Origin of the sequence: Nocardia rhamnosiphila NBRC 108938 (assembly GCF_000720425.1) — a bacterium.
Lineage (GTDB): Bacteria > Actinomycetota > Actinomycetes > Mycobacteriales > Mycobacteriaceae > Nocardia > Nocardia rhamnosiphila.
Window position 1 is genome coordinate 190601 of the sequence record NZ_JOAJ01000004.1, and the last position, 22021, is coordinate 212621.

Annotated in this window: 20 protein-coding genes; 5 read left to right on the forward strand and 15 right to left on the reverse strand. The window is 69.2% G+C overall.

Annotated features, from left to right (window positions below; translation table 11 throughout):
- Nucleotides 1-134: 134 nt before the first annotated feature.
- Nucleotides 135-1316: a GuaB3 family IMP dehydrogenase-related protein gene (locus IG75_RS0116760; RefSeq protein ID WP_030522218.1), complete on the reverse strand. Its 1182-nt coding sequence runs from the start codon at nucleotides 1314-1316 to the stop codon at nucleotides 135-137.
- Nucleotides 1317-1989: 673 nt separating this feature from the next.
- On the reverse strand, nucleotides 1990-3531 hold the full coding sequence (guaB, locus tag IG75_RS0116765; protein ID WP_081876939.1) for an IMP dehydrogenase: 1542 nt from the start codon (nucleotides 3529-3531) through the stop codon (nucleotides 1990-1992).
- A 246-nt stretch (nucleotides 3532-3777) separates the two neighbouring features.
- Here guaB and IG75_RS0116770 point away from each other — a divergent pair, with 246 nt between their 5' ends.
- Nucleotides 3778-4191: a DUF5319 domain-containing protein gene (locus tag IG75_RS0116770; RefSeq protein ID WP_030522220.1), complete on the forward strand. Its 414-nt coding sequence runs from the start codon at nucleotides 3778-3780 to the stop codon at nucleotides 4189-4191.
- A gap of 158 nt (nucleotides 4192-4349) precedes the next feature.
- On the opposite strand, the gene IG75_RS0116775 is transcribed toward IG75_RS0116770, so the two are convergent.
- The 3 genes from IG75_RS0116775 to IG75_RS0116785 form a co-directional block, all read right to left on the reverse strand.
- Nucleotides 4350-5447: an anti-sigma-D factor RsdA gene (locus IG75_RS0116775; RefSeq protein WP_245713346.1), complete on the reverse strand. Its 1098-nt coding sequence runs from the start codon at nucleotides 5445-5447 to the stop codon at nucleotides 4350-4352.
- Between the two features lie 94 nt (nucleotides 5448-5541).
- The gene (locus tag IG75_RS0116780) at nucleotides 5542-6120 is read right to left on the reverse strand and encodes a sigma-70 family RNA polymerase sigma factor (protein WP_030522222.1); all 579 of its coding nucleotides are present in this window, start codon (nucleotides 6118-6120) and stop codon (nucleotides 5542-5544) included.
- Nucleotides 6121-6246: 126 nt separating this feature from the next.
- Nucleotides 6247-7242, reverse strand: a complete 996-nt coding sequence (locus IG75_RS0116785) for a hypothetical protein (protein WP_036514358.1) — start codon at nucleotides 7240-7242, stop codon at nucleotides 6247-6249.
- A 659-nt stretch (nucleotides 7243-7901) separates the two neighbouring features.
- On the opposite strand from IG75_RS0116785, the gene IG75_RS0116790 reads away from it, so the two are divergent.
- The gene (locus IG75_RS0116790) at nucleotides 7902-8195 is read left to right on the forward strand and encodes a WhiB family transcriptional regulator (RefSeq protein ID WP_030522224.1); all 294 of its coding nucleotides are present in this window, start codon (nucleotides 7902-7904) and stop codon (nucleotides 8193-8195) included.
- 106 nt (nucleotides 8196-8301) lie between these two features.
- A complete protein-coding gene (gene sigK / locus IG75_RS0116795) occupies nucleotides 8302-8916 on the forward strand; it encodes an ECF RNA polymerase sigma factor SigK (RefSeq protein ID WP_081876940.1) in 615 nt (204 codons plus the stop codon).
- Nucleotides 8917-8982: 66 nt separating this feature from the next.
- On the opposite strand, the gene groL is transcribed toward sigK, so the two are convergent.
- Both groL and groES read right to left on the reverse strand, forming a co-directional pair.
- On the reverse strand, nucleotides 8983-10590 hold the full coding sequence (gene groL / locus IG75_RS0116800) for a chaperonin GroEL (RefSeq protein ID WP_030522226.1): 1608 nt from the start codon (nucleotides 10588-10590) through the stop codon (nucleotides 8983-8985).
- A gap of 104 nt (nucleotides 10591-10694) precedes the next feature.
- Nucleotides 10695-10997, reverse strand: a complete 303-nt coding sequence (gene groES, locus IG75_RS0116805; protein ID WP_030522227.1) for a co-chaperone GroES — start codon at nucleotides 10995-10997, stop codon at nucleotides 10695-10697.
- Between the two features lie 504 nt (nucleotides 10998-11501).
- On the opposite strand from groES, the gene IG75_RS40605 reads away from it, so the two are divergent.
- Nucleotides 11502-13058, forward strand: coding sequence for a DUF7159 family protein (locus IG75_RS40605; protein WP_030522228.1), 1557 nt, complete (start codon nucleotides 11502-11504; stop codon nucleotides 13056-13058).
- A 4-nt stretch (nucleotides 13059-13062) separates the two neighbouring features.
- Here IG75_RS40605 and tsaD read toward each other — a convergent pair whose 3' ends face one another.
- The 7 genes from tsaD to IG75_RS0116845 form a co-directional block, all read right to left on the reverse strand.
- Nucleotides 13063-14106, reverse strand: coding sequence for a tRNA (adenosine(37)-N6)-threonylcarbamoyltransferase complex transferase subunit TsaD (gene tsaD / locus IG75_RS0116815; RefSeq protein WP_030522229.1), 1044 nt, complete (start codon nucleotides 14104-14106; stop codon nucleotides 13063-13065).
- A complete protein-coding gene (rimI, locus tag IG75_RS0116820; protein WP_030522230.1) occupies nucleotides 14103-14630 on the reverse strand; it encodes a ribosomal protein S18-alanine N-acetyltransferase in 528 nt (175 codons plus the stop codon). The genes tsaD and rimI overlap by 4 nt, the downstream gene beginning before the upstream one ends.
- A 2-nt stretch (nucleotides 14631-14632) precedes the next feature.
- Nucleotides 14633-15340 (reverse strand): tRNA (adenosine(37)-N6)-threonylcarbamoyltransferase complex dimerization subunit type 1 TsaB, encoded by a 708-nt coding sequence (gene tsaB, locus IG75_RS0116825; RefSeq protein ID WP_030522231.1) that lies wholly within the window; start codon nucleotides 15338-15340, stop codon nucleotides 14633-14635.
- An 85-nt stretch (nucleotides 15341-15425) separates the two neighbouring features.
- Nucleotides 15426-15893: a tRNA (adenosine(37)-N6)-threonylcarbamoyltransferase complex ATPase subunit type 1 TsaE gene (gene tsaE / locus IG75_RS0116830; RefSeq protein WP_030522232.1), complete on the reverse strand. Its 468-nt coding sequence runs from the start codon at nucleotides 15891-15893 to the stop codon at nucleotides 15426-15428.
- Nucleotides 15886-16965: an alpha/beta fold hydrolase gene (locus tag IG75_RS0116835; RefSeq protein WP_030522233.1), complete on the reverse strand. Its 1080-nt coding sequence runs from the start codon at nucleotides 16963-16965 to the stop codon at nucleotides 15886-15888. The genes tsaE and IG75_RS0116835 overlap by 8 nt, the downstream gene beginning before the upstream one ends.
- Nucleotides 16962-18110 (reverse strand): alanine racemase, encoded by a 1149-nt coding sequence (gene alr, locus IG75_RS0116840; protein WP_036514253.1) that lies wholly within the window; start codon nucleotides 18108-18110, stop codon nucleotides 16962-16964. The genes IG75_RS0116835 and alr overlap by 4 nt, the downstream gene beginning before the upstream one ends.
- A 52-nt stretch (nucleotides 18111-18162) precedes the next feature.
- Complete coding sequence (locus IG75_RS0116845) at nucleotides 18163-19626, reverse strand: NAD(P)H-hydrate dehydratase (RefSeq protein WP_030522235.1); 1464 nt, start codon at nucleotides 19624-19626, stop codon at nucleotides 18163-18165.
- A 57-nt stretch (nucleotides 19627-19683) separates the two neighbouring features.
- Here IG75_RS0116845 and IG75_RS0116850 point away from each other — a divergent pair, with 57 nt between their 5' ends.
- Nucleotides 19684-20088: a cupredoxin domain-containing protein gene (locus tag IG75_RS0116850; RefSeq protein ID WP_030522236.1), complete on the forward strand. Its 405-nt coding sequence runs from the start codon at nucleotides 19684-19686 to the stop codon at nucleotides 20086-20088.
- A gap of 33 nt (nucleotides 20089-20121) precedes the next feature.
- On the opposite strand, the gene glmS is transcribed toward IG75_RS0116850, so the two are convergent.
- Nucleotides 20122-22005 carry a glutamine--fructose-6-phosphate transaminase (isomerizing) gene (gene glmS / locus IG75_RS0116855; protein WP_030522237.1) on the reverse strand — a complete coding sequence of 628 codons (1884 nt, stop codon included), beginning with the start codon at nucleotides 22003-22005 and terminating at the stop codon, nucleotides 20122-20124.
- Between the last annotated feature and the right edge of the window lie 16 nt (nucleotides 22006-22021).

Here is a 22021-nt window from a genome sequence, read left to right on the forward strand (position 1 = left end):
TCCCGGAGGCGCCGCGGTGACTCACCGAGACGGGCGAGAAGCGGCCGCCGGGCGGCGATCGACGTCCCGACCGAGCCGGAGCCCGGGCCGGCCGGCCACCGTGCGCCCCGCTCGGACCCCGACGGACGCACCGCTCAGGCGCGGACGCTCAACCCGACCTTCTGGAACTCCTTGAGGTCGGAGTAGCCGGCCTTGGCCATGGACCGGCGCAGGCCGCCGACCAGGTTGAGAGAGCCGAACGGATCATCGGAAGGCCCGGTGAGGACCTGTTCGAGGCTGGGACGCACCGGGGTGGGGCGGGCCGCGGGCCCGCTGAGCAGTTCGTCGGCGAGGTCCCACGGTTCGTCCAGCGACAGCAGCGCACCGCGCGGCACCGACGGGTGGGCGGCCGCGGACGGCCAGTACCAGCCGCGGCCGGGGGCCTCGGTGGCCAGGGCCAGCGGCGCGCCGAGCATGGCGGCGTCCGCGCCGCAGGCGATGGCCTTGGCCAGATCGCCCGAGGTGTGGATATCGCCGTCGGCGATGACGTGCACGTAGCGGCCACCGGTTTCGTCGAGATAGTCCCGGCGGGCCGCGGCGGCATCGGCGATGGCGGTGGCCATCGGTACCCCGATACCGAGGACTTCGCCCGTGGTGGTCGCGCCCTCCTGCGATCCGTAGCCGACGATCACCCCGGCGGCACCGGTTCGCATGAGGTGCAGTGCGGTGCGGTGATCGCTCACCCCGCCGGCCACGACCGGCACATCGAGTTCGGCGATGAACGTCTTCAGGTTCAGCGGTTCGCCGTCACCGACGTGTTCGGCGGAGATGATGGTGCCCTGCACCACCAGCAGGTCGATTCCGGCCTGCAGCAGGCCCGGGGTCAGGCTCTGGGCATTCTGCGGGCTGACCCGCACCGCGACGGTGACCCCGCCGGCCCGTACCTGCGCTACCGCGGCGGCGAGGAGGTCGGGCTGCATGGGGGCGGCGTGCAGTTCCTGGAGGAAGGCCACGGCCCGCTGATAGCTGCCCTTGTCCGCGAGCTCCAGCAGCTGCTCGATCTTGGCGGACACATCCGCGTGCCGCGCCCACAGACCCTCGCCGTTGATGACACCCAGCCCACCGCGCCGGCCCATCTCGATGGCGAATTCCGGCGAGACCAGGGCGTCGGTGGGGTGGGTGAGGAACGGGATATCGAACCGGTACGCGTCGAGCTGCCAAGCCAGTGACACCTGGCTCGCCGAACGGGTCCGGCGCGACGGAACGATATCGACATCGTCCAGTTCGTAGGTCCGGCGAGCCGTCCTACCCATTCCGATCTCGACCATATCGCGCACGAAAATAACTCCTGTGTCGGTGGCACGCTGCCGCGCGTGGGTTCTCGGCCCCCTCGCCCCACGTTCCCCGCTCGCGAAACCACGCCTGCCGCGCCTACGTTTCGAGAGCGAAAACGCGGAACGGGCAGCGCCCCGGTGTGGGCCTCGCGAAACGAGGCGCCGATGTCATGGTTTCACCTGGTGAACCGCGTAATTACACGTAGACCTTACAGTGTTGTCCGGCGCGCCTCCGGCGCACGGGGGGCTGTGTCTTCGGCGCGCTGGCGCGCGCGGGGTCGAGGCCCCCTCGGTCTCGCCGTTTCGGCCTCGAGACTCGAGCCTTCGGCTCATGCGATGTGCGGTGGGCCGTCCATGGAGGGCGACCTTTGAGCATCTTCGGCCAAGGGGCGAGACGGGGCCTCAACCCTTCGAGGTGTCTCGCAACACTCGACGCATGCGGGTTGCGTCGGCATTCGAGGTCCGGGTCGCCATGCGGACGCGGCGGAACACTGGACGCGCCGATCCTCGGCAACGCTGCGGCATCGGTGAGGGGTGATCGGCATCAACCGTTGCGGCGTCGGCGAAACATTCATCCGCTGTCGAACCGATCCGGGCGGACCGCAGAACCCAGGTTCCTGTGGTCGCGGCTGGCGGTCGAGGGCGCCCACCGCCGGTGCGCGCCCTCGCCCGAGCCTCACCTACCGGTGTAGTTGGGCGCCTCGACGGTCATCGTGATGTCGTGCGGGTGGCTTTCCTTCAACCCCGCGGCGGTGATCTGTACGAACTGCGCTTCCTGCAGGTCGGTGATCGACTGGGCACCGGTATAACCCATGGCGGCACGCAGGCCGCCGACCAGCTGGTGGATCACCTGGTTGACCGGGCCGCGGAAGGGCACCCGCCCTTCGATGCCCTCCGGGACGAGCTTGTCCTCGGCCAGGACGTCGTCCTGGAAGTAGCGGTCCTTGGAGAAGGATTTCGCCTGCCCACGCCCCTGCATGGCGCCCAGCGAACCCATTCCGCGGTAGCTCTTGAACTGTTTACCGCCGACGAGGATCAGTTCGCCCGGGGATTCGGCGGTACCGGCCAGCAGCGAGCCGAGCATCACGGTGGAGGCGCCCGCGGCGATCGCCTTGGCGATATCACCGGAGAACTGGATACCGCCGTCGGCGATGACCGGGACCCCGGCGGGTTTACAGGCGGAGACGGCCTCGAGGATGGCGGTGATCTGCGGGGCGCCGACACCGGCGACCACGCGGGTGGTGCAGATGGAGCCCGGTCCGACGCCGACCTTCACCGCGTCGGCCCCCGCTTCGACCAGTGCCGCGGCACCGGCCCGGGTGGCGATATTGCCGCCGACGACCTGGATGCGGTCACCGACCTCGGCCTTCACCTTGCTCACCATGCTGAGCACCTGACGCTGATGACCGTGCGCGGTATCGACCACGAGGACATCGGCTCCGGCGTCGGCCAGGGTCATGGCACGCGACCAGGCGTCGTCTCCGACACCGACCGCGGCACCCACCAGCAGGCGGCCGTCGCGGTCCTTGGTGGCGTCGGGGAACTGATCGGTCTTGACGAAGTCCTTCACGGTGATGAGCCCACGCAGCCGGCCCTCGCCGTCCACGATCGGCAGCTTCTCCACCTTGTGCCGGCGCAGCAGGCCGAGCGCGGCCTCGGCGGTGACACCCTCCTGGGCGGTGATGAGCGGCACCTTGGTCATCACATCGGCGACGCGCCGGTTCTGGTCGACCTCGAAGCGCATATCCCGATTGGTGATGATGCCCACCAGCGCGCCGGTCTCGTCGACCACCGGCAGGCCGGAGATCCGGAACCGGGCGCACATGGCGTCGACCTCGGCGAGAGTATCGGTGGGGCGGCAGGTCACCGGATCGGTGACCATCCCGGCTTCGGACCGTTTGACGGTTTCCACCTGGCTCGCCTGATCGGCGACCGACAGATTGCGATGCAGGACACCCATGCCTCCGGCCCGGGCCATGGCGATGGCCATCCGGGCTTCGGTGACGGTGTCCATGGCGGAGCTCACCAGCGGGGTCCGCAGGCGGACCTCCCGGGTCAGCCGGCTGGATGTCTCGACCGAGCTGGGGATCAGATCCGAAGCGGCGGGGAGCAGCAGTACATCGTCGAAGGTGAGGCCGAGCATGGCGATCTTGTTCGGATCGTCACCACCCGTATGAGGGCGGACTACGGTGCGCTCGCCCGGTACGGGATTACTCATTCGGATCGACCCCTCCTGGACGTCGGCAGAGCTAACGGGGTGCGGCGACCCGATAGCGAACTGTTACTGGGATTGGACTACGGCACCGGTTCGGTTCTGACCGGTGGTGGCCGGGTGATCGGTACTCGTCGGCGCCGTGTCACCATGGTATCGGTCCGCCTGGACCGTGGATCAACTGAGGGCATCGGCGAAACTGACGGCGCGGACGGCTGGCGCAGACCACCCTGTTCTGCGTACCGTGGGGATGTGCGTGACCATCTACCACCTGGCTTGCCGCCGGATCCGTTCGCCGGAGACCCCGCCGACCCGTCCGCCGCGCTCGATGCCATCGAGCCGGGGGAACCGCTGGATCCTCACGAGCGCCTTGCGGTCGAGGAGGATCTCGCCGATCTCGCAGTCTACGAGGCGCTACTGGCGCACCGCGGTATCCGCGGGCTGGTGGTGAGCTGCGAGGATTGTCGGCAGGATCACTATCACGACTGGGACATGCTGCGCGCCAATCTGTTACAGCTCCTCGTCGACGGCACGGTCCGCCCGCACGAGCCCGCCTACGACCCGACTCCGGAAGCCTACGTCACCTGGGATTACTGTCGCGGATACGCGGACGCCTCGATGAACGAGGCATTCCACGGCGACGGGTTCGACGCCTTCGACAGCTGACTTCGGAGTAGCCGGTTCGCCCGGCAGATCGGCCGCACCAGGCGGCCGATCGACTTTTCATGGCTACGCCCGGTTCCCCGGCACTCACACCGACTGTGGCCGAACACACCGATGGCCATCCACAATTTCCAGGTGGATGGCCATCGGTGTGTCGGCGTTCAGTTGGTGGCGCCTCCCGGCAGCGGCAACGTGGTCGGAGCCTGCTGGGGAACCGACGGGGCCGGCACGACGGTCTGCGGCACCGGCAGGGTCGACGGCTGCGCCGGGCCGGGTGTGCTGATCGTGGACGGCGGCGCCTGCGTGGACGGCTCCACCGAGTCCACACCCGGTCCGTTCGGAGTGGTGGTACCCGGAACGCCCGGGACGGTGGTGCCGTCCGGGGCGATATCGGGCGCCTGTGTATCCGGCGCCGGGGTGTCCGGAGTGTGGGTGCCCGGTGCCTGCGTATCCGGCCGGTCGGTGCCCGGCCCCGGCCGATCGGGTGCCTGGACGTCCGGAGCGCTCGGCTTGTCACTGCCGCCTGGGCCGCTCGGCCGATCGAACGGCAATTCGCTGCCCGGGCCCGGAGTGGTGGTCACCGTGCTCCCAGGCCGTTCCGTGGTCCCACCGGGACGCGACGGCGGCACCGGTGCGCCCGGATCGGGCGAGGGAGCGATCTGCTCCAGCTGTGCGGCGACGTCCGGCGGTATCACCTTCCGGACCTCATCGAACAGCTGATTCCAGCGTTCGACGAGTTCGTTGCGCTTGGTCGGGTCGTTGACCTGGGTCGTATTGGCCGAAGCCTGCTCCAGCCGTTCCCGCGCCTCGTCGGGCCTGCCCTGGTCGAGCAGCGTCTGCGCGGCGGCCAGATCGTCACCGGCGTACTGCACGACGGTGCTCTGGGCCTGTTCGCTGAACACCACCTCTTTGACGCGCCACAGCGCGTCGCCGGGTTCGGCCTGATACGAGAACGCGGAGAGCCCACCGAATACGAGTGCCAGCGCGGCGGCGGTGGTCGCGATCGGGCGGAGCAGCCGCAAGCGGCCTCCCGATTGCGCGCCGATCCGCGCCTGCCGGGCACCGATCTCCTGGTTGACCGCCGCGACCACGGTATCGAGGTCGGGCGCGTCGGGTAGCGGCGGTGCCACGATCTCGGCCCGCCAATCCGCCAGCAATGTCGCCAGCTGGAGTTCCTCGGTGCTCTCGGTGGGGACGGGTCCGCCACGGGCGATAGCGTCGATCAGTTCGTCATCACGACGAACTGCGACGATATCCACCGGTTCGGATCCGGCACCGGAGCCCTCGGCATAGGGATCGGTGTTTCGCGATGCACGCCGCGCCCATTTGTCGCCCCGACCGCGCCCGCCATCCCTAGCCATACATTTCACCTGCCCTCGCCACTTGTGCCTTCAATTTTGCGAGCGCCCTGTGCTGGGCTACCCGAATCGCGCCCGCCGTACTGCCCACGGCGGTTGCGGTTTCTTCTGCTGACAGACCCATGACCAGGCGCAGGATCAAGATCTCTCGATGCTTCTCCGGAAGAGTGGCCAGCAGAGCGTTCATCTGCCGGCTGGTTTCCGATTCGAGAGCTCGTTGCTCCGGGCCGTGGTCGGTGGATATGACATCTGGTACTTCGGCCATCGCCTCCGCCTTGTTACGGGAGGCGTTGCGATGGGCGTCGGCAACCTTGTGCGATGCGATTCCGTATACGAAGGCCATGAACGGCCTACCCTGGTCCTGATACCTGGGTAGCGCGGTCATGACCGCTAGACAGACCTCCTGCGCGACATCGTCCGCGGAGAGTTGTCCACGCTCCGCGACACCGATCCGCGCGCGGCAATAGCGCATCACCAGCGGGCGGACCATTTCCAGTACCTGAGCTAAAGCAGACCTGTCGCCCTGCGCAGCGGCGGCGACGGCGCGGTCCAACTCTTCGCCCGTGTGCGTCATCGTCAGCGGAATTCCTGGCGTTACAAAGTGGCACGGTCTGGGATGACCGGTGCTTCCGCCGGTCCAGCGGAACGGGTCCACAATAGGACACCGGCGGCGGTACGGGTCGAGACGGTGGAACTCGGGTTACCCACGCGCATCGCGAAATCGCCCGCCACGCCGGGAGATGAGTGCGCGACACGCCTCGGCGTCGGCGGCCGCCGTGTCGCGGTCGCCCGGTCCGGCCGCCAAACCGCCGCGCAGCATGGCACAGGCCCACCGCAGCGGAACCGAACCGGAGACACGGCATTCCTCATCGATACGGTCCGCCAGCGCGAGGGCGCGGGCCTGCTGCCCCGTGGCGCTCGCGGCCGCGGCGACCAGCAATCGCGATTTGATCCGATGCCGGACCGAGGGACCCTGTTCGGCCAGCGTGAGCGCGGCCTCCGCCGCGGCCAGCGCCGGCGCGCCGTGACCGTCGGCCAGCGCGGTTTCGGCGCGGACCCAGTACAGCCGCACCCGGGTCCGCGACCGCTCCGGCATATCGGCATCGAGCGCGCCGCATTCGGCCGCCGGGCGATCCAGCAGGGCCACGCAGCGATCCAGCAGCCGGCTGGACAGGGCGGTCCGGCCGACGCCCAGGGCATCGGCCGCCAGGCCGATCAGCGCGTCGGCGGCGGCATCGACCGCATCGGGCCGGCGGCCGTAATCGCCCAGCCCGGCCGCCGCAGCTTTCGCCGGACGCGAGGATCGGGAACCCGGGCCGGGTCCACGGTCCGGGACCGGAGCCGTCGGCCGGGGCGTGGCCGGAGGGGCGGCCGCCGCCGGGAGGACGAGTGCCGCGGCCCGGCCGTCGTATCCGGCGGCCCGCTGGTGCCAGCCGAGCTGACGTAACAGCGACCCCTGTGTCGAGGCGGTGAGTGAGAGCAACACCGGATCGGTGGTCGCCGCGGACAGGCGCCGCAGCGCGGTGCGGGCGGCGGCGTAGTGACCCGCACCACCCAGAGCGACCGCTCGCCACCATATTTCGAGGGGTTCCAACGGTTCCGGCAACTCGGCAGCGGTGCGGCCCGTTCGCGCACCGAACGCGGCGTCGGCGGCCGAGCGGGAATCGGATTCGAGGCGGGTGCCGGGGGCGATCACCGACGCACTGTACCGGCCGCCGGATCCACCGCCGGACGGAACAGGCGGGGCCCCGCGGATCACCGGCGACCCAGCTATCTTTCAGCATTGATCCGAACGGGCAGTGTTTCTATCAGGTTAATCTCCGCCATCAATCCATGAGCGACCGCGCATCGAATTCGAGGACGTTTCACTTAATTAACCTGGAGGCCCTCCACCGGCCATCTGTGATCGTATCGAGATCGGGGCACCTTAACCCACCGGGACGGTCCGTGGGGCAGAATTCGGTCCGGACCTATCGAGGGACTCCGAAAGGGTCGCGCCCACCTGCGAATACGTCGACCAGCACGGACACGTCGGGAGCACCGGCAACAGGCCAACCTCACAGTATCGCCGGGCGATTAGCGAAAGTAAACAGCCATCGAGGTTAAATTCAGCGCGAAAAAGACCCGATAAATCAGGGCGTCAAACTGTTGACGGAATTTCCTCGGTACCCCTAACGTAACTCATCGCCACGGACGGCGCCGGACGAAAACGCAACGGATGCCGACGGCAGCGGTGCACATCGGCCGACGCATGTGGCCCCGCGCGGTCGCCCGAACGCCCGGGCACCGCCGGACAGCTGTACTCATCACTCGCTCGACAATGCCGACGAGCTCGCGTCTACGAGGAGTTCCCCCATGCCCATGCCCACCCACCTTCCCGGACCGAACGCCGATGTCTGGGACTGGCAGATGCGCGGTTCCTGCCGGGGTGTGGACTCGGCGGTGTTCTTCCATCCCGACGGTGAACGCGGCAGAGCACGGGCGGCACGCGAACTGCGCGCGAAGGAGATCTGCAGGTCGTGCCCCGTGCTGATGCAGTGCCGTTCGCACGCGCTGAAGGTCAGTGAGCCCTACGGCATCTGGGGCGGAATGTCGGAAACCGAACGGGAGATGCACGCCCGGCGCAACCGGCGCCGAATGGCGGTCTGATGGGTCGCGGGTAGCGGCTCCGTGCCGCTACCCGGCGGTGCGACACCATGTGTTCCGCGGGGCCGCATACGCTCTCGGTTATAGCTTGCGGTTATTGTTATGACCGATGACACAGGAGAGTATCGAGCTCTCAGCGCTCTTGCAGCGCTGCGGCCACTCGGATGCCGAGGCTTTCGCCGAACTGTACGACCGGACCCGCACCCGGGTCTTCGGTCTGGTGTTGCGTGTCCTCCAGGATTCCGGGTTCGCCGAGGAGACCACTCAAGAGGTCTATCTGCAGACTTGGCGCACGGCGGCGAGTTTCGATCCGGCGCGCGGCTCGGCGGTGACCTGGCTGATGACACTGGCCCATCGCCGCGCGGTCGACCGGGTACGCGCCGAGCAGGCCCACACCCAGCGCGAGATCGCCTACGGCGCCCGGGTACTCGGGCACGAATACGACGAGGTCATCGAGGAGGTCGAGCGCAAACTCGACCATCAGGCCGTGGTCGTCGGGCTACGCACCCTGACCGAGACCCAGCGCGAGGCGATCTCACTCGCCTACTACGACGGCCGGACCTACGCCGAGGTGGCCCGTCACCTGGATATCGGGCTACCCACCGTCAAATCCCGTATCCGCGACGGCCTGATGAGGCTGAAGAAGAGTATGGGAGGGCCGGCCTCCCTCGGCGACCGGCGACCGATACGAAAACGGGCCGTTCACACTCCACAGCGGATGTGAACGGCCCGTTCCGGTTCGGCGGCCGGTTCTCACCGGGGCGGCGGGAACCGGCGAACCGGATCGCGATCAGTGGGCGTGGCCGTGCCCGTGGTCGTTCTCCTCTTCGGCGGGCTTGTCCACCACGGCGCTCTCGGTGGTCAGCACCATCCGCGCCACCGACGCCGCGTTGATCACGGCCGAACGGGTCACCTTGACCGGGTCCACGACACCGTCGGTGAGCAGATCACCGTAGGTGAGGGTGGCGGCGTTGAAGCCTTCCTTGCCCTCGCCGACCTTGTTGACGACGACGGCACCGTCGACACCGGCGTTGGTGGCGATCCAGTACAGCGGGGCCCGCAGCGCGCCGCGCAGCACCTCGGCACCGACGGCCTCGTCCCCGGACAGACCGGAGATCAGCCCGTCGAGCTTGGCGCCCGCCTGGACCAGCGCGGTACCGCCACCCGGGACGATGCCCTCCTCGACAGCGGCCTTGGCCGCGCTGACCGCGTCCTCGACCCGGTACTTGCGCTCCTTGAGCGCGGTCTCGGTGGCCGCGCCGACCTGGATCACCGCGACACCGCCGGCCAATTTGGCCAGCCGCTCTTCGAGCTTCTCCCGATCCCAGTCGGAATCGGTGGCCTCGATCTCGCGGCGCAGCTGGGCGCTGCGGGCGGCGATATCGTCGCCGCTGCCCGCGCCGTCGATGATGGTGGTGGTGTCCTTGGTGACCACCACGCGCCGCGCCGAACCCAGCACCTCCAGACCCGAGTCACGCAGGTTGATGCCCAGGTCGGGGTTGACGACCGTGCCCGCGGTGACCACGGCCAGATCGTCGAGGAACGCCTTGCGGCGGTCACCGAAGAACGGCGCCTTGACCGCTACGGCCTTGAGGGTCTTGCGGATCGAGTTGACGACCAGGGTGGACAGCGCCTCGCCCTCGACGTCCTCGGCGATGATCAGGACCGGCTTACCGGACTCGGCGATCTTCTCCAGCAGCGGCAGCAGGTCGGGCAGCGAGCTGATCTTCTCGCGGTGCAGCAGCACCAGCGTGTCCTCCAGCACGGCTTCCTGGCTGTCGCCGTCGGTGATGAAGTACGGCGAGAGGTAGCCCTTGTCGAACTGCACGCCCTCGGTGACCACGAGTTCGGTCTGCAGGGTCGAGGATTCCTCGACGGTGACCACGCCGTCCTTGCCGACGGTGGTCAGCGCCTTGCCGACCATTTCGCCGATGACCTCGTCCCGCGAGGAGACGGTGGCGACCTGGGCGATGGCCTGTTCGCCGCTGACCGGGGTGGCCGCGGCCAGCAGGGCCTCCGACACCGCGTCCGCGGCCTTGGCCAGGCCCACGCCGATCGCGATCGGGTTGGCGCCCGCCGCGATGTTCTTCAGTCCGCCGCGCACCAGGGCCTGGGCCAGCACGGTCGCGGTGGTGGTGCCGTCACCGGCGACATCGTTGGTCTTGGTGGCGACGCTCTTGACCAGCTGGGCGCCGAGGTTCTCGAACGGATCCTCGAGATCGATATCACGCGCGATGGTGACACCGTCGTTGGTGACGGTGGGGCCGCCGAACGATTTGGCCAGCACCACATGCCGGCCCCGCGGGCCGAGAGTGACCTTGACCGCATCGGCGAGCTTGTCGACACCGCGCTCCAGCGCCCGGCGAGCCTGCTCGTCGAACTGGATCTGCTTTGCCATATGTCTTCGCTCCTGTATCTGGTGCGCTTCGAGTTGTGTGGCACAAAGCACTCCGCCCCGGGTCACCGTGCGACACCGGGGCGGAACGCATGCGCGGCAGTCGATTACTTGCCGACGACAGCCAGCACGTCGCGCGCGGACAGGATCAGGTATTCCTCACCCTGGTACTTGATCTCGGTACCGCCGTACTTGCTGTAGATGACGGTGTCGCCCTCCTGGACATCCAGCGGGATGCGCTTCTCACCTTCGTCGTCCCACCGGCCGGGGCCGACGGCGACAACGGTGCCCTCCTGCGGCTTCTCCTTGGCCGTATCGGGAATGACCAGGCCGGAGGCGGTCGTCGTCTCGGCCTCGTTGGCCTGGACGAGGATCTTGTCCTCGAGCGGCTTGATGTTCACGCTCGCCACGTTGAGCCCTCCACTTTCAGGGGATAACGGTCGTCCGGAACTGTTGTCCCGGACCATCGATTCGGTCACGATGCTGACCCTGCGCAAAGCCCCGTCGTCGCGGGTGCCGGGACCGCCTGCTCAGTGGTCAAGCCTGGCACCGGGCAACAATCGGTGCCGACTAGCACTCTATACATGAGAGTGCCAGCGCTCAAGGGCAGGCGCTGCCAATGCGGGACCGATTCGAAACGATTCGGTCACGCTGTCACCAAGACGCCATCCGCCGTGCTCGCTGGTCGCCGGGTTAGGAGGCCGAAAGCCGGGTAGACCGAACGGAAGAGGGCTTCCCAATAATTCTCCGACTCTGTAACGTTCGGATAACAGATCGTGACACCATGTGTGATGGTTGTTCGCGAAACCACCGTTCACCGCAGACGACGGCGGTTTCGCGAACACCTTTCGGCATGTCCGGACCTCACCATCCGGCACGGCCGCCGCGTCCACTCGAAGGGAGGTGAAGAGAGTATGCGCACATCGCTCGGCATCTCCGCCGGGAACGAAGTGGTGTGCTCCGCCCTGGTCACCACCGCGGCCAACGGCGCCCGCACCTTCGACTACCGGGTGGTCTCCGCGGACGCGCATTCCGATCTGGGGGATCTGGTCGCCTCCTCCATCGAGCTGATGACCACTCAGCTCCCCGCGAGCCATTCCCACGAGGCGGTTTTCGGCACCCAGCTGCCCGCGACACAGACTTCCGGGCTCGACGTGATGGCCGACCGCCCACCCACCGGTGTCGCGGTCGCCTACCGGAGCAAGGAGCAGGCGCACGCGATCCGGCTCGCCACCGGCAAACAGCGCGAACCGCAACTGGTTCCGGAGACCACCGCGGCGCTCACCTTCCTGCGCGACACCGGCCTGCTGGACCGCTACGGCACGGTGGCCGTCGTGGACCTGGGCGCCTCCGGCTGTACCATCTCGGTGGCCGACCCGGCCGACGGCGCCGTGCTGCACACCGCGCGGTCCACCACGGTCAGCGGCCGCGCGATCGACGACCTGCTGCACCGGCATCTGGTCGATCAGCACTACGCCCGGCGCGGTACCCGGCCCAATCGCAGTGTGCTGGTGAACCGGGCCCGCACCGCCAAGGAACATCTGTCGGTGACCCAGGCCGTCACCATCGACCACATCGCGGGCAAACCGCTCAAACTCACCCGCGCCGATTTCGAATCGCTCACCGCCGGTGTGTGGCGCGAGATGGCGCGGTTCGCGTCGATGACCTTCGGCCTGGCCGATCGCGCCCCGGAAGCGGTGGTGGTGATCGGCGGCGGCGCGAACATCCCGGCGGTACTGGAAACCCTGCGCGGTGCACTGGAGCTTCCGGTGCTGACGGTGCCGGACCCGGACGCGGTGATCGCCAAAGGCGCTGCGCTGCTCGCCGATACCGCCCGCTCCAACGCGCCGATCGGCGCGCTCACCCCGGCCAAGTCCGGCAATACCCTGCTCAAGGCGTTCGGCACGGTGGCCGGCGCCATCGTGGTGGTGGGGTTGATCGTCGGGTACGGGGTCAACACCATGGCCCCGAGTTCCGACGAAGAGGTCTCCCCGGCCGGTACCACCAGCAGCGCTCAGCTGCCGACCACCGCCACCATCGCGCCGACGACCACCACCGTGGTGCCCGGCACCACCGAGGAGATCCCCCAGCAGCCCGTCGAGGAGCCTGCCGACGCCGGTGAGCCGAGTACGACGCGCGCCGAGCCGCCGGTGACCGGCGACCCCGGCACCGGCGAGTACCCGTCGACGGACGAGATCCCGTCCACCTCGGGCGAACCGTCCACAACCACCCCGAGCACCGAGCCGTCTCCGCCCACCCTGCGGCCGGATCCGAACCTGCCGCATATTCCGTTCCCGGAGGGGATGAGTCCGGGCACGCCGGTCCCCCCACCCGCGCCGGGTGAGCTACCGACGGATCAGCCGTCCACCTCGGACGTACCGCCGCCGTCCGGATCGTTGCAAACCCAGACGACCCTGGAGGTTCCGCCTCCGCAACCCCCTCGATTGCCGAATTCGGGTTCGGCGGGATAGCCGGTCAGCCCACCTGGCTGACCGATACCGGCAACCCGGGGTCGGAGGCCACCGACAGCGGTGACGGCGCCGCGCCGCCGCCGATCACATGCGCGCCCAACGCCGCGATCATCACGCCGTTATCGGTGCAGAGCCGGGGTTTCGGGATGCGCAGTGTCAGACCGGCCGCGGCGCACCGTTCCTCGGCCAGCGAGCGGATCCGCGTATTGGCGGTCGCGCCGCCGCCCAGTACCAGGGTGTCCACACCCACATCCAGCGCCGCGCGCACCGCTTTCATGGTGAGCACATCGGCGACCGACTCCTGGAACGAGGCCGCGATATCGGGAATCGGCAGCTGCTCCGGCTCGATACCCTGCCGGGCCTGCGCCTCCACATAGCGGGCGACCGCGGTCTTCAATCCGGAGAACGAGAAGTCGTAGCGCGGGTCCCGCGGTCCGGTCATACCTCGTGGGAAGGCGATCGCCGCCGGGTCGCCGGTGACCGCGGCCGCGTCCAGTGCGGGACCGCCCGGATAGCCGAGACCCAGTAGCCGGGCGACCTTGTCGAATGCCTCGCCGGCGGCATCGTCGACCGTGCTGCCCAATTCGATCAGCGGCTTCGACAGATCCTCGACGTGCAGCAGATGGGTATGACCTCCGGAGACCAGCAGTGCCACACAGGGCGGCATCGGGCCGTGTTCGAGGGTGTCCACCGCCACATGCCCGCCGAGATGGTTCAGCGCGTAGAACGGGATATCCCAGGCCGCCGCATAGGCTTTGGCGGCCGCGACACCGACCAGCAGCGCTCCCGCGAGACCGGGACCGATCGTCACCGCCAGGGCATCGGGCGCGGCGATCCCCGCCGCGGCGAGAGCGCGCCGCATGGCGGGCACGATCGCCTCGAGGTGGGCCCGCGAGGCGATCTCGGGCACCACCCCGCCGAACCGGGCGTGCTCGGCCACACTGGAAGCGACCTCGTCGGCCAGGAGTTCACAGCTGCCGTCGGGACGGCGGCGCACGATGCCCACCCCGGTCTCGTCACAGGAACTCTCGATGCCCATGACGATCACGACAGCACCCCGTCCGGTGTCCGGGCGCCGAAGACCACCGGGACGTCCTCCAGCGCCGGGCGGCGCATCGTGTACGCGTCCGCGCCGCTGGGGTGGTAGTAGTTCTTGCGCAGGCCGATGATGTGGAACCCGTGCTTGGCATACATGGAGATCGCGGCGGTGTTGTCGGTGCGCACCTCGAGGAACACCGGCCCGCCCCGCCGCCCGGCCTCGGTGAGCAGCGCCTCCAGCAGCAGCGTGCCGATACCGGCCCGGTGACAGTTCGGGTCCACCCCGATGGTGTGCACCTCGGCCTCGGGGTGCTCGGCGTCACCGAGCAGCGCGATTCCCGCGTAGCCCACCATGTTCCCGGCGTCGTCGCGGGCGGTGATGTAGCGGTTGTATCCCGCGGCCAGTTCGGAGCGGAATGCCACGGCCTGCCACGGATCGTCTTCCGGGAACAGCACCTGCTCCAATTCCACGCAGCCCGCGATATCGGTCGGCTCCATGGGTTCGATACGAATTCCCGTGGTACGAACTCCCATTGTCACGCTCCCATCCGGTCGAGAGTGCGGTAGCTGCGTTCGACCGCGTCGGGGCGGCGCAAATACAGCGGGACCAGCGGTTCGGGGATGACGCCCGACCGCAGCGCGCCCGCCGCCACCTGCACGAGCGCGGCCGGCGAGGGTGTCTGCACGGCCAGCGCGGGAAGTGCGAACAGCGCGGTGTGCGCGGCCGATCCGGCGATCTTGGTCGCACCGGCCACCGGCAGTTCGCCGGGTTTGCACACCTCGGGTCCGGCGACCCGGGTGCGGCCGCGGTCGCGATAACGCGCGGCATAGACCTCGCGCCGGCGGGCATCGGTGACCACGAGCAATTCATCGTCGGGCCCGAGTTCGGGCGCGCATTCGGCGGCGATCGCGTCCAGACTGCACACACCGTGCACCGGGATACCCAGCGCATCACCGAACGCGGCCGCGGTGGCCATCCCGACCCGCAGCCCGGTGAACGGCCCCGGACCGATCCCGGTGACCACCGCCCCGATATCGGCGCGCGACACCCCGGCCTCGGCCAGGCATTCCAGAATCTGTGGGGTGAGTGCCTCGGCGTGCGCGCGGGCGTCGACGAGTACGCGGGCGGCAAGGGTGCGCGGTGCGGCGGCGTCCGAGGTGTTCGCACCGGCGGCCGCCTGCTCCAGTTCGACGAGACCCGCCGTGACGGCAGGCGTCGCGGTGTCGACAGCAAGTGCAAGCATGGTCTGGTCAACGATACCGGGTGACCCGCTTCACACGGCGGTGGCGCACGGCGCCCCAGCAGCGAGGTTGCCGATTTCGTGCGACCTAGTGCGCCGCCCCGGTGTGCACCCACTCCCAAGATGCCGTGCGGACTTCGGATTCCGGCTCCCGCGACATCCGCACCAGCAGATGCCGGCCGGTCAACCGCTCCGCCATCCCGCCGCCCCACTCGACCACCACGACCGCGTCGTCGAGTTCGGTGTCCAGATCGAGTGCGTCGAGTTCGTCGAGGCTGCCGCCGAGCCGATAGGCGTCGACATGGACCAGCGGCACCGGCGGGCCATCGGCACGTTCCCCTGCCGGATGCCGGCGCGCGATGACGAAGGTCGGCGAACTCACCCGCCCACCGACCCCGAGCCCGGACGCGATACCGCGGGTCAGGGCCGTTTTACCGGCACCCAGCGGTCCGTCGAGCACCACCAGGTCGCCGGCCCGCAGCCCGCCGGCCAGTTCCCGCCCGAGCGCCTCGGTATCGGTGACTTCCGGCAGCAGGCGTTCGCCGCGGTCAGCCACCGGTGGCCTCCCACCGATCGTCCTCGCCGACCACTCCGGCCCGCACCAGCAACCGGTCCAGCGCGGCGTTGGTCTCCTCCGGGTACTGCAGCTGCGGCATATGTGCCGCCTCGGGGAGCCGGACGAGTTCGCAATCGGCCAATTCGCGTGCCAGCACACGGGAATTACGGAAGGGAATGACCAGGTCCCGGGTGCCGCCGAGGACCAGCGTCGGGGTTTCGCGCAGCACCGGCAGGGCCGCCGCCTCGTCGTGCAGCTCGATGGCCTTCAGGAACTTCACCACGGTTTCCACCGGGGTGCGGTCGATCATCATGGTGGTGAACCGCGACAGCGTCGGACTGACCGGCCCGTGGAACGAGCTCACGTGCAGGATCGGCGTGATCACATGGCGGGCGGTGACCCGTCCGGCCTGTACCAGCGCCGGAGCGGTGTGCACGGCCAACCGGAATCCGTCGATCGCGGGATTGCGCAGTAACTGCCCGATACCGGAGGAGGCGACCTCGGCGGCCGCGGTGGACAGCAGCGCGACACCGTGCACCCGCTGCGCGAAGAGACCGCCGGCATGGGCGGCCGCGGCCAGTACCGCCATCCCACCCAGCGAATGCCCGACCAGGATCAACGGCCCGCGCGGCGCGCGCGCGTCGATGACCGTGAGCAGGTCGCGGCCGAGCTGGGACACCGTGCAGCTGTCGGTTTGCGGCGTTCCCGAGCGGCCGTGGCCGCGCAGATCGAACAGCACCAGCCGTAACCGCGAACCCCAGCGCTGCGCAAGGTGGCGACGCTGGAAATGGAACGACTCCATGCTGTTGCAGAAACCGTGCACGAAAACGACTGTGGCGTCCGCGTCGCCGGAACCCCACTCCCGGGTGGCCAGGCACACACCGTCGTCGGCGAGCACTTCACCGGCCCGGTCGAGATCGATCAGGGCGAAGTTCTCGTCCCGGTACTCGTCGCGGACGGGCGGCCACAGTACTTTCGCACCGGCCCGGCGCAGCGCGTGCACGCCGGCCATGGCGCCGACCACCCCGGCGGTGGCCAGCCCACCGCGCAACAGGGTCGTTCCTCGTTTCATCGGGTACCCCCTCGATACCGCCGGTGTACCCGGCCACGGGGCGCGCACACCACTTCGTAGTGGATGGTGCCGAGCAGATCGGCCCAGTCCTGGGCCCGCGGTTCACCGTGGGAACCCGGTCCGAACAAGATCGCGGTATCGCCTTCGGCCACGCCCTCGGCATTGTCGCCCAGGTCCACCACCAGCTGATCCATGCACACCCGGCCGCGGTTGGGATGGTTGCGTCCACCGACCCACACCTGCATCCGTCCACCCAGGGTACGGAATACACCGTCGGCGTATCCGGCGGGAATCAGCGCGGCGGTGGTATCGGCCGGGGCTATCCATTCGTGCCCGTAGGACACCCCTTCGCCCTTGGGAACCTGTTTGACCAGCGCCACCTCGGCCTGGAAGGTCATCGCGGGCCGCAGCTCGAATTCGCCGATATCGGGGACCGGGGTGAGCCCGTACACGGCGATGCCGGGACGGACCATATCGAAGGCCAGATCGGGCCGGGTCAGCGTGGCCGCGGAATTGGCCAGGTGCACGAGTTCGGGCTCCAGACCGTATTCCTTGGCCGCCGCGATGGCGTCGAGGAACCGGTCGCGTTGCAGGTCGATGGTCGGGTGATAGGGCTCGTCGGCATGCGCGAGATGGGAGAAGATCGCCCGGAAACGCACCACCCCCTCATCGACCAGCTTCCGCAGGGCGGCGAGAACCACGGGGTAGACCCCCTGCTCGATCCCGTTGCGATTGAGCCCGGTGTCGACCTTGAGACTCACGACAGCCTGTTCGCCCAGGCCGCGGGCGGCCGCGGCGACGGTGTCCAACTGCTCCGCCGAGGAGATACCGATTTCGATATCGGCGGCGACGGCGGCGGCGTAATCCGCGTCACAGATATTGAGCCAGCACAGGATAGGCGCCTCGATTCCGGCCGCGCGCAGCGCGACCGCCTCGGCCACCGTGGTGACCCCCAGTTCGGCCGCGCCCGCGGCCAGCGCCGTCCGGGCGACCTCGACGGCGCCGTGGTTGTAGCCGTCCGCCTTGACGACCACCATCACCGCGGCGTCGCCTGCGTGCGCACGCAGCACTCCGACGTTGTGTGCGATGGCGTCCAGGTCGACGACTGCTTCCACTTGACCGTTCACACCTGCCGATACTGCCATCCCGGCGCGCGGACGCGACGGCGGCCACCCGCGGGGCCCGGGCGTGCGTATCTCAGGCAGTCAGTGCGCGGGCCGTCGCGATGGCGGCGGGGAGATGACGCAGCAGCGGCGTCGCCGAGACAGGGGCGGCGGTTCCGCCCGGGGTGTCATGGGCGGCGAGCCCCGCGGCGAGTGCGTGCACGCGGGCCGCGGCGGCCGCGGCGAAAAGCGGATCGCGGCCTGCGGCGAGCAGCGCCCCGATCACCCCGGAGAGCACGTCACCGGCGCCGGCGGTCGCGGCCCAGGAACCGCCGGCCTCATTGACCAGCACCTGCCGCCCGGGGGCGGCGACCAGGGTCGCCCGGCCTTTCAGCAGCACGGTGACCTGCCACGATTCGGCGAACTCCCGGACCGCGTCCACCCGGTCGGGCGCCGGCTCCGCACCGGTGAGCCGGCGGAACTCACCCGCGTGCGGGGTGAGCACGGTGGGAGCCCGCCGACCCCGGGCCAGCTCCGGTTCGCTCGCCAGCAGGGTCAGACCGTCGGCATCGACGACGACCGGCAGGTCGGTTGCCAAGATCTCGGCGAGGTGAGCGCGCGCGCCGGAGTCGGTCCCGGAGCCCGGACCGAAGACCCAGGACTGCACCCGGCCCGCATCCGCCGGATCGGCTACCGCGATCACCTCCGGATACCGCGCGAGCACCGCGGACGCGGCGGTACCCGCATAGCGCACCATCCCGGAGGTCGCGGCCACCGCCGCGCCTGTACAGAGCACGGCCGCGCCCGGGTAGGTCGCGCTGCCGGCCTGCACCCCGGTGACCCCCTGCGTGTACTTGTCGTCCGCGGCCCCCGGCACCGGCCAGGCCGCGCCCACCGCAGCGGGATCCAGTGCGGCCAGGCCGGGTTCGGGCAGCCGTAAACCGATGGGCACCAGCTCGATCCGGCCGCATCGGTCCGCGGCCAGCGCGTGCACGGGTTTACGGGCGCCGAAGGTGACGGTGACCGCCGCCCGGACCGCGGGCCCGGACACTGCGCCGGTATCCGGGTCGACCCCACTGGGCAGATCGGCCGCGATGATCGGGACATGCACTTCCGCAACGATTCTCGCCGCAGCCGGGCGCAGCGGGCCGCGGCCGGAGATACCGACGATCCCGTCGATCACCAGATCGGCGTCGGCGATTTCCGTGACCGCCGTCACCGGGTCGGCGCACACCCGCCCGCCGGCGCGGCGCAGGGCGGCCAGCCCGGCCGTATGCGCCCGCGCCGGATTCAGCAGTACCGCGGTCACCGCGACACCCCGCCGGCGCAATGTCACGCCCGCCCACAATGCGTCTCCGCCGTTGTCGCCCGAGCCCACCAGCAACGCCACCGCCCGCCCCGCGACCCCACCGCTGCGCGCCCGCAATTCGGCCGCGACCACCGTGGCCAGGCCGTACGCGGCGCGGCGCATGGGCACTCCGTCGGGAACTCTGGTGAACAGTTCGGCCTCGGCGAGGCGCACCTCGTCGGGGGTGTAATAGCCGAGCGGCTGGGTCACCGAACACACCTCCGTGGACGGACGGGCAGCGATGCCAGCAGACTACGCTTGACCTCCATGTCCAGAGTTCACCGCGCCGTACTCGTCCCGGCCGCCGGATTCACCCTCGTCACGGCACTGCTGTCCGGCTGCGGCTCCGGTGATGCGACAGAAGAGGTAGCGAAAACCGATACCTCCGGCGCGCATTCGCGGCACGAACCGGAGGCCACCGTCACCGTCGAGGTCGAAGACGACCACTTCTCGCCGGGCGATATCACCATCTCCGCCGGCGATACGGTGTCCTGGCATTTCGACGGCGATCTGCCACACGGTGTACAGGGCATCGGTGACAAGGCGATGAGCATCAACAGCCCGTTGTTCGAGGTGGGCGATTGGAGCCATACCTTCACCCAGCCGGGCGAATACCGCTACCTGTGCCCGATCCACCCGGATATGCGCGGCACCATCACGGTCGAGGAGTAGACGGGGCAACCGGGGCACCGGTTACCCCGTCGGCTATTCCACGGTGACGGACTTCGCCAGGTTCCGCGGTTTGTCCACGTCGTAGCCGCGGGCCTGCGCCACCTCGGCGGCGAAGATCTGCAGCGGCACCGTCGACAGCAGCGGCTGGTAGAGGGTCGGTGCGGAGGGGATCTCGATCAGATCGTCGGCGAACGGGCGCACCAGATCGTCGCCCTCCTCCGCGATCACGATCGTGCGCGCCCCGCGAGCCTGGATCTCCCGGATATTGCTCAGCAGTTTGGAGTGCAGCACCCCGCGCCCCTTGGGCGAGGGCATCACCACGATCACCGGCAGCCCGCCCTCGATCAGCGCGATCGGACCGTGCTTGAGCTCACCCGCGGCAAAACCCTCCGCGTGCATATACGCCAGTTCCTTGAGTTTGAGCGCCCCTTCGAGCGCCACCGGGTATCCGACATGGCGGCCGAGGAAAAGGATGGTGCGTTCGCGCGCCAGTTCCCGGGCGATCGCCCGCACCTGCGGCGCCGTTTCCAGCACCTGCTCCACCAGCTTCGGCATGGCCTCCAGCTCGGCGAACTCACGTGCCACCTCGTCGGGGTACTTGGTACCGCGCGCTTGGGCCAGCGCCAGCCCGACCAGCAGGTTCGCCGTCACCTGCGCGAGGAACGCCTTGGTGGAGGCGACCCCGATCTCCGGCCCGGCCCGGGTGTAGAGGACCGCGTCGGATTCGCGCGGGATCTGCGCGCCGTTGGTATTGCAGACCGCCAGCACCCGGGCCTTCTGGCTCTTGGCATGCCGGACGGCTTCCAGTGTGTCGGCCGTCTCCCCGGACTGGGAGACCGCCACCACCAGGGTCGAGCGGTCCAGTACCGGGTCCCGGTAGCGGAACTCGCTGGCGAGCTCCACTTCCACCGGCAGCCGCGTCCAGTGCTCGATGGCGTACTTGGCGACCAGGCCGGAGTGGTAGGCGCTACCGCAGGCCACCACGAAAACCTTTTCCACATCACGCAACTCCTGATCGGAGAGGCGCTGCTCGTCCAGCACGATCCGACCGTCCCGGCCGGGGGTCTGATCGAAGTGACCGATGAGCGTATCGGCGACCGCGCCGGGCTGCTCGTCGATCTCCTTGAGCATGAAGTAGTCGTGACCGCCCTTCTCGGCGGCGGCCAGATCCCAGTCGATGGTGAACGGCCGGGTGCTCACGCCTTCGGTGGAACCGTCGAAGTCGGTGACGCGGTAGCCGTCGGCGGTGATCACCACGGCCTGGCCCTCGCCGAGCTCGACCGCCTCGCGGGTGTGCTCGATGAACGCGGTCAGGTCGGAGGCGATGAACATTTCGTTCTCGCCCACACCGACGACCAGCGGAGTCGAATGACGCGCCGCGATGATCTTTCCCGGATGGTCGGCGTGCGTGAACACCAGCGTGAACGCACCCTCGAGCCGCCGAAGTACCGAAAGCGTGCTGGCCTCGAAGTCGCCCGCGGTCGGCCCCGCGGCGTAGGCCCGGGCGACCAGGTGCACGGCGACCTCGGTATCGGTCTCACTGCGCAGTTCGACACCGGCGTCCTCGAGTTCCCGCCGCAGCTGGGCGAAGTTCTCGATGATGCCGTTGTGCACGACCGCGACCTTGCCGCTCACATCCTGGTGCGGATGGGCGTTGCGGTCGGTCGGCGCGCCGTGGGTGGCCCACCGCGTATGCCCCATACCGGTGGTGCCGGCGAACTCGTCCGGGGCCGCGGTGTCCAACTCCGCTTCCAGATTGCTCAGCCGCCCGGCGCGCCGCTCGATCGCCACGCCACCGGCGCCGTCGAGAATCGCCACGCCCGCCGAGTCGTAACCTCGGTACTCCATGCGGCGCAAGGCAGCGACGACGACGCCCAACGCGTCCCGGTACCCGACGTACCCCACGATTCCGCACATGGCTCCCCAGCCTACT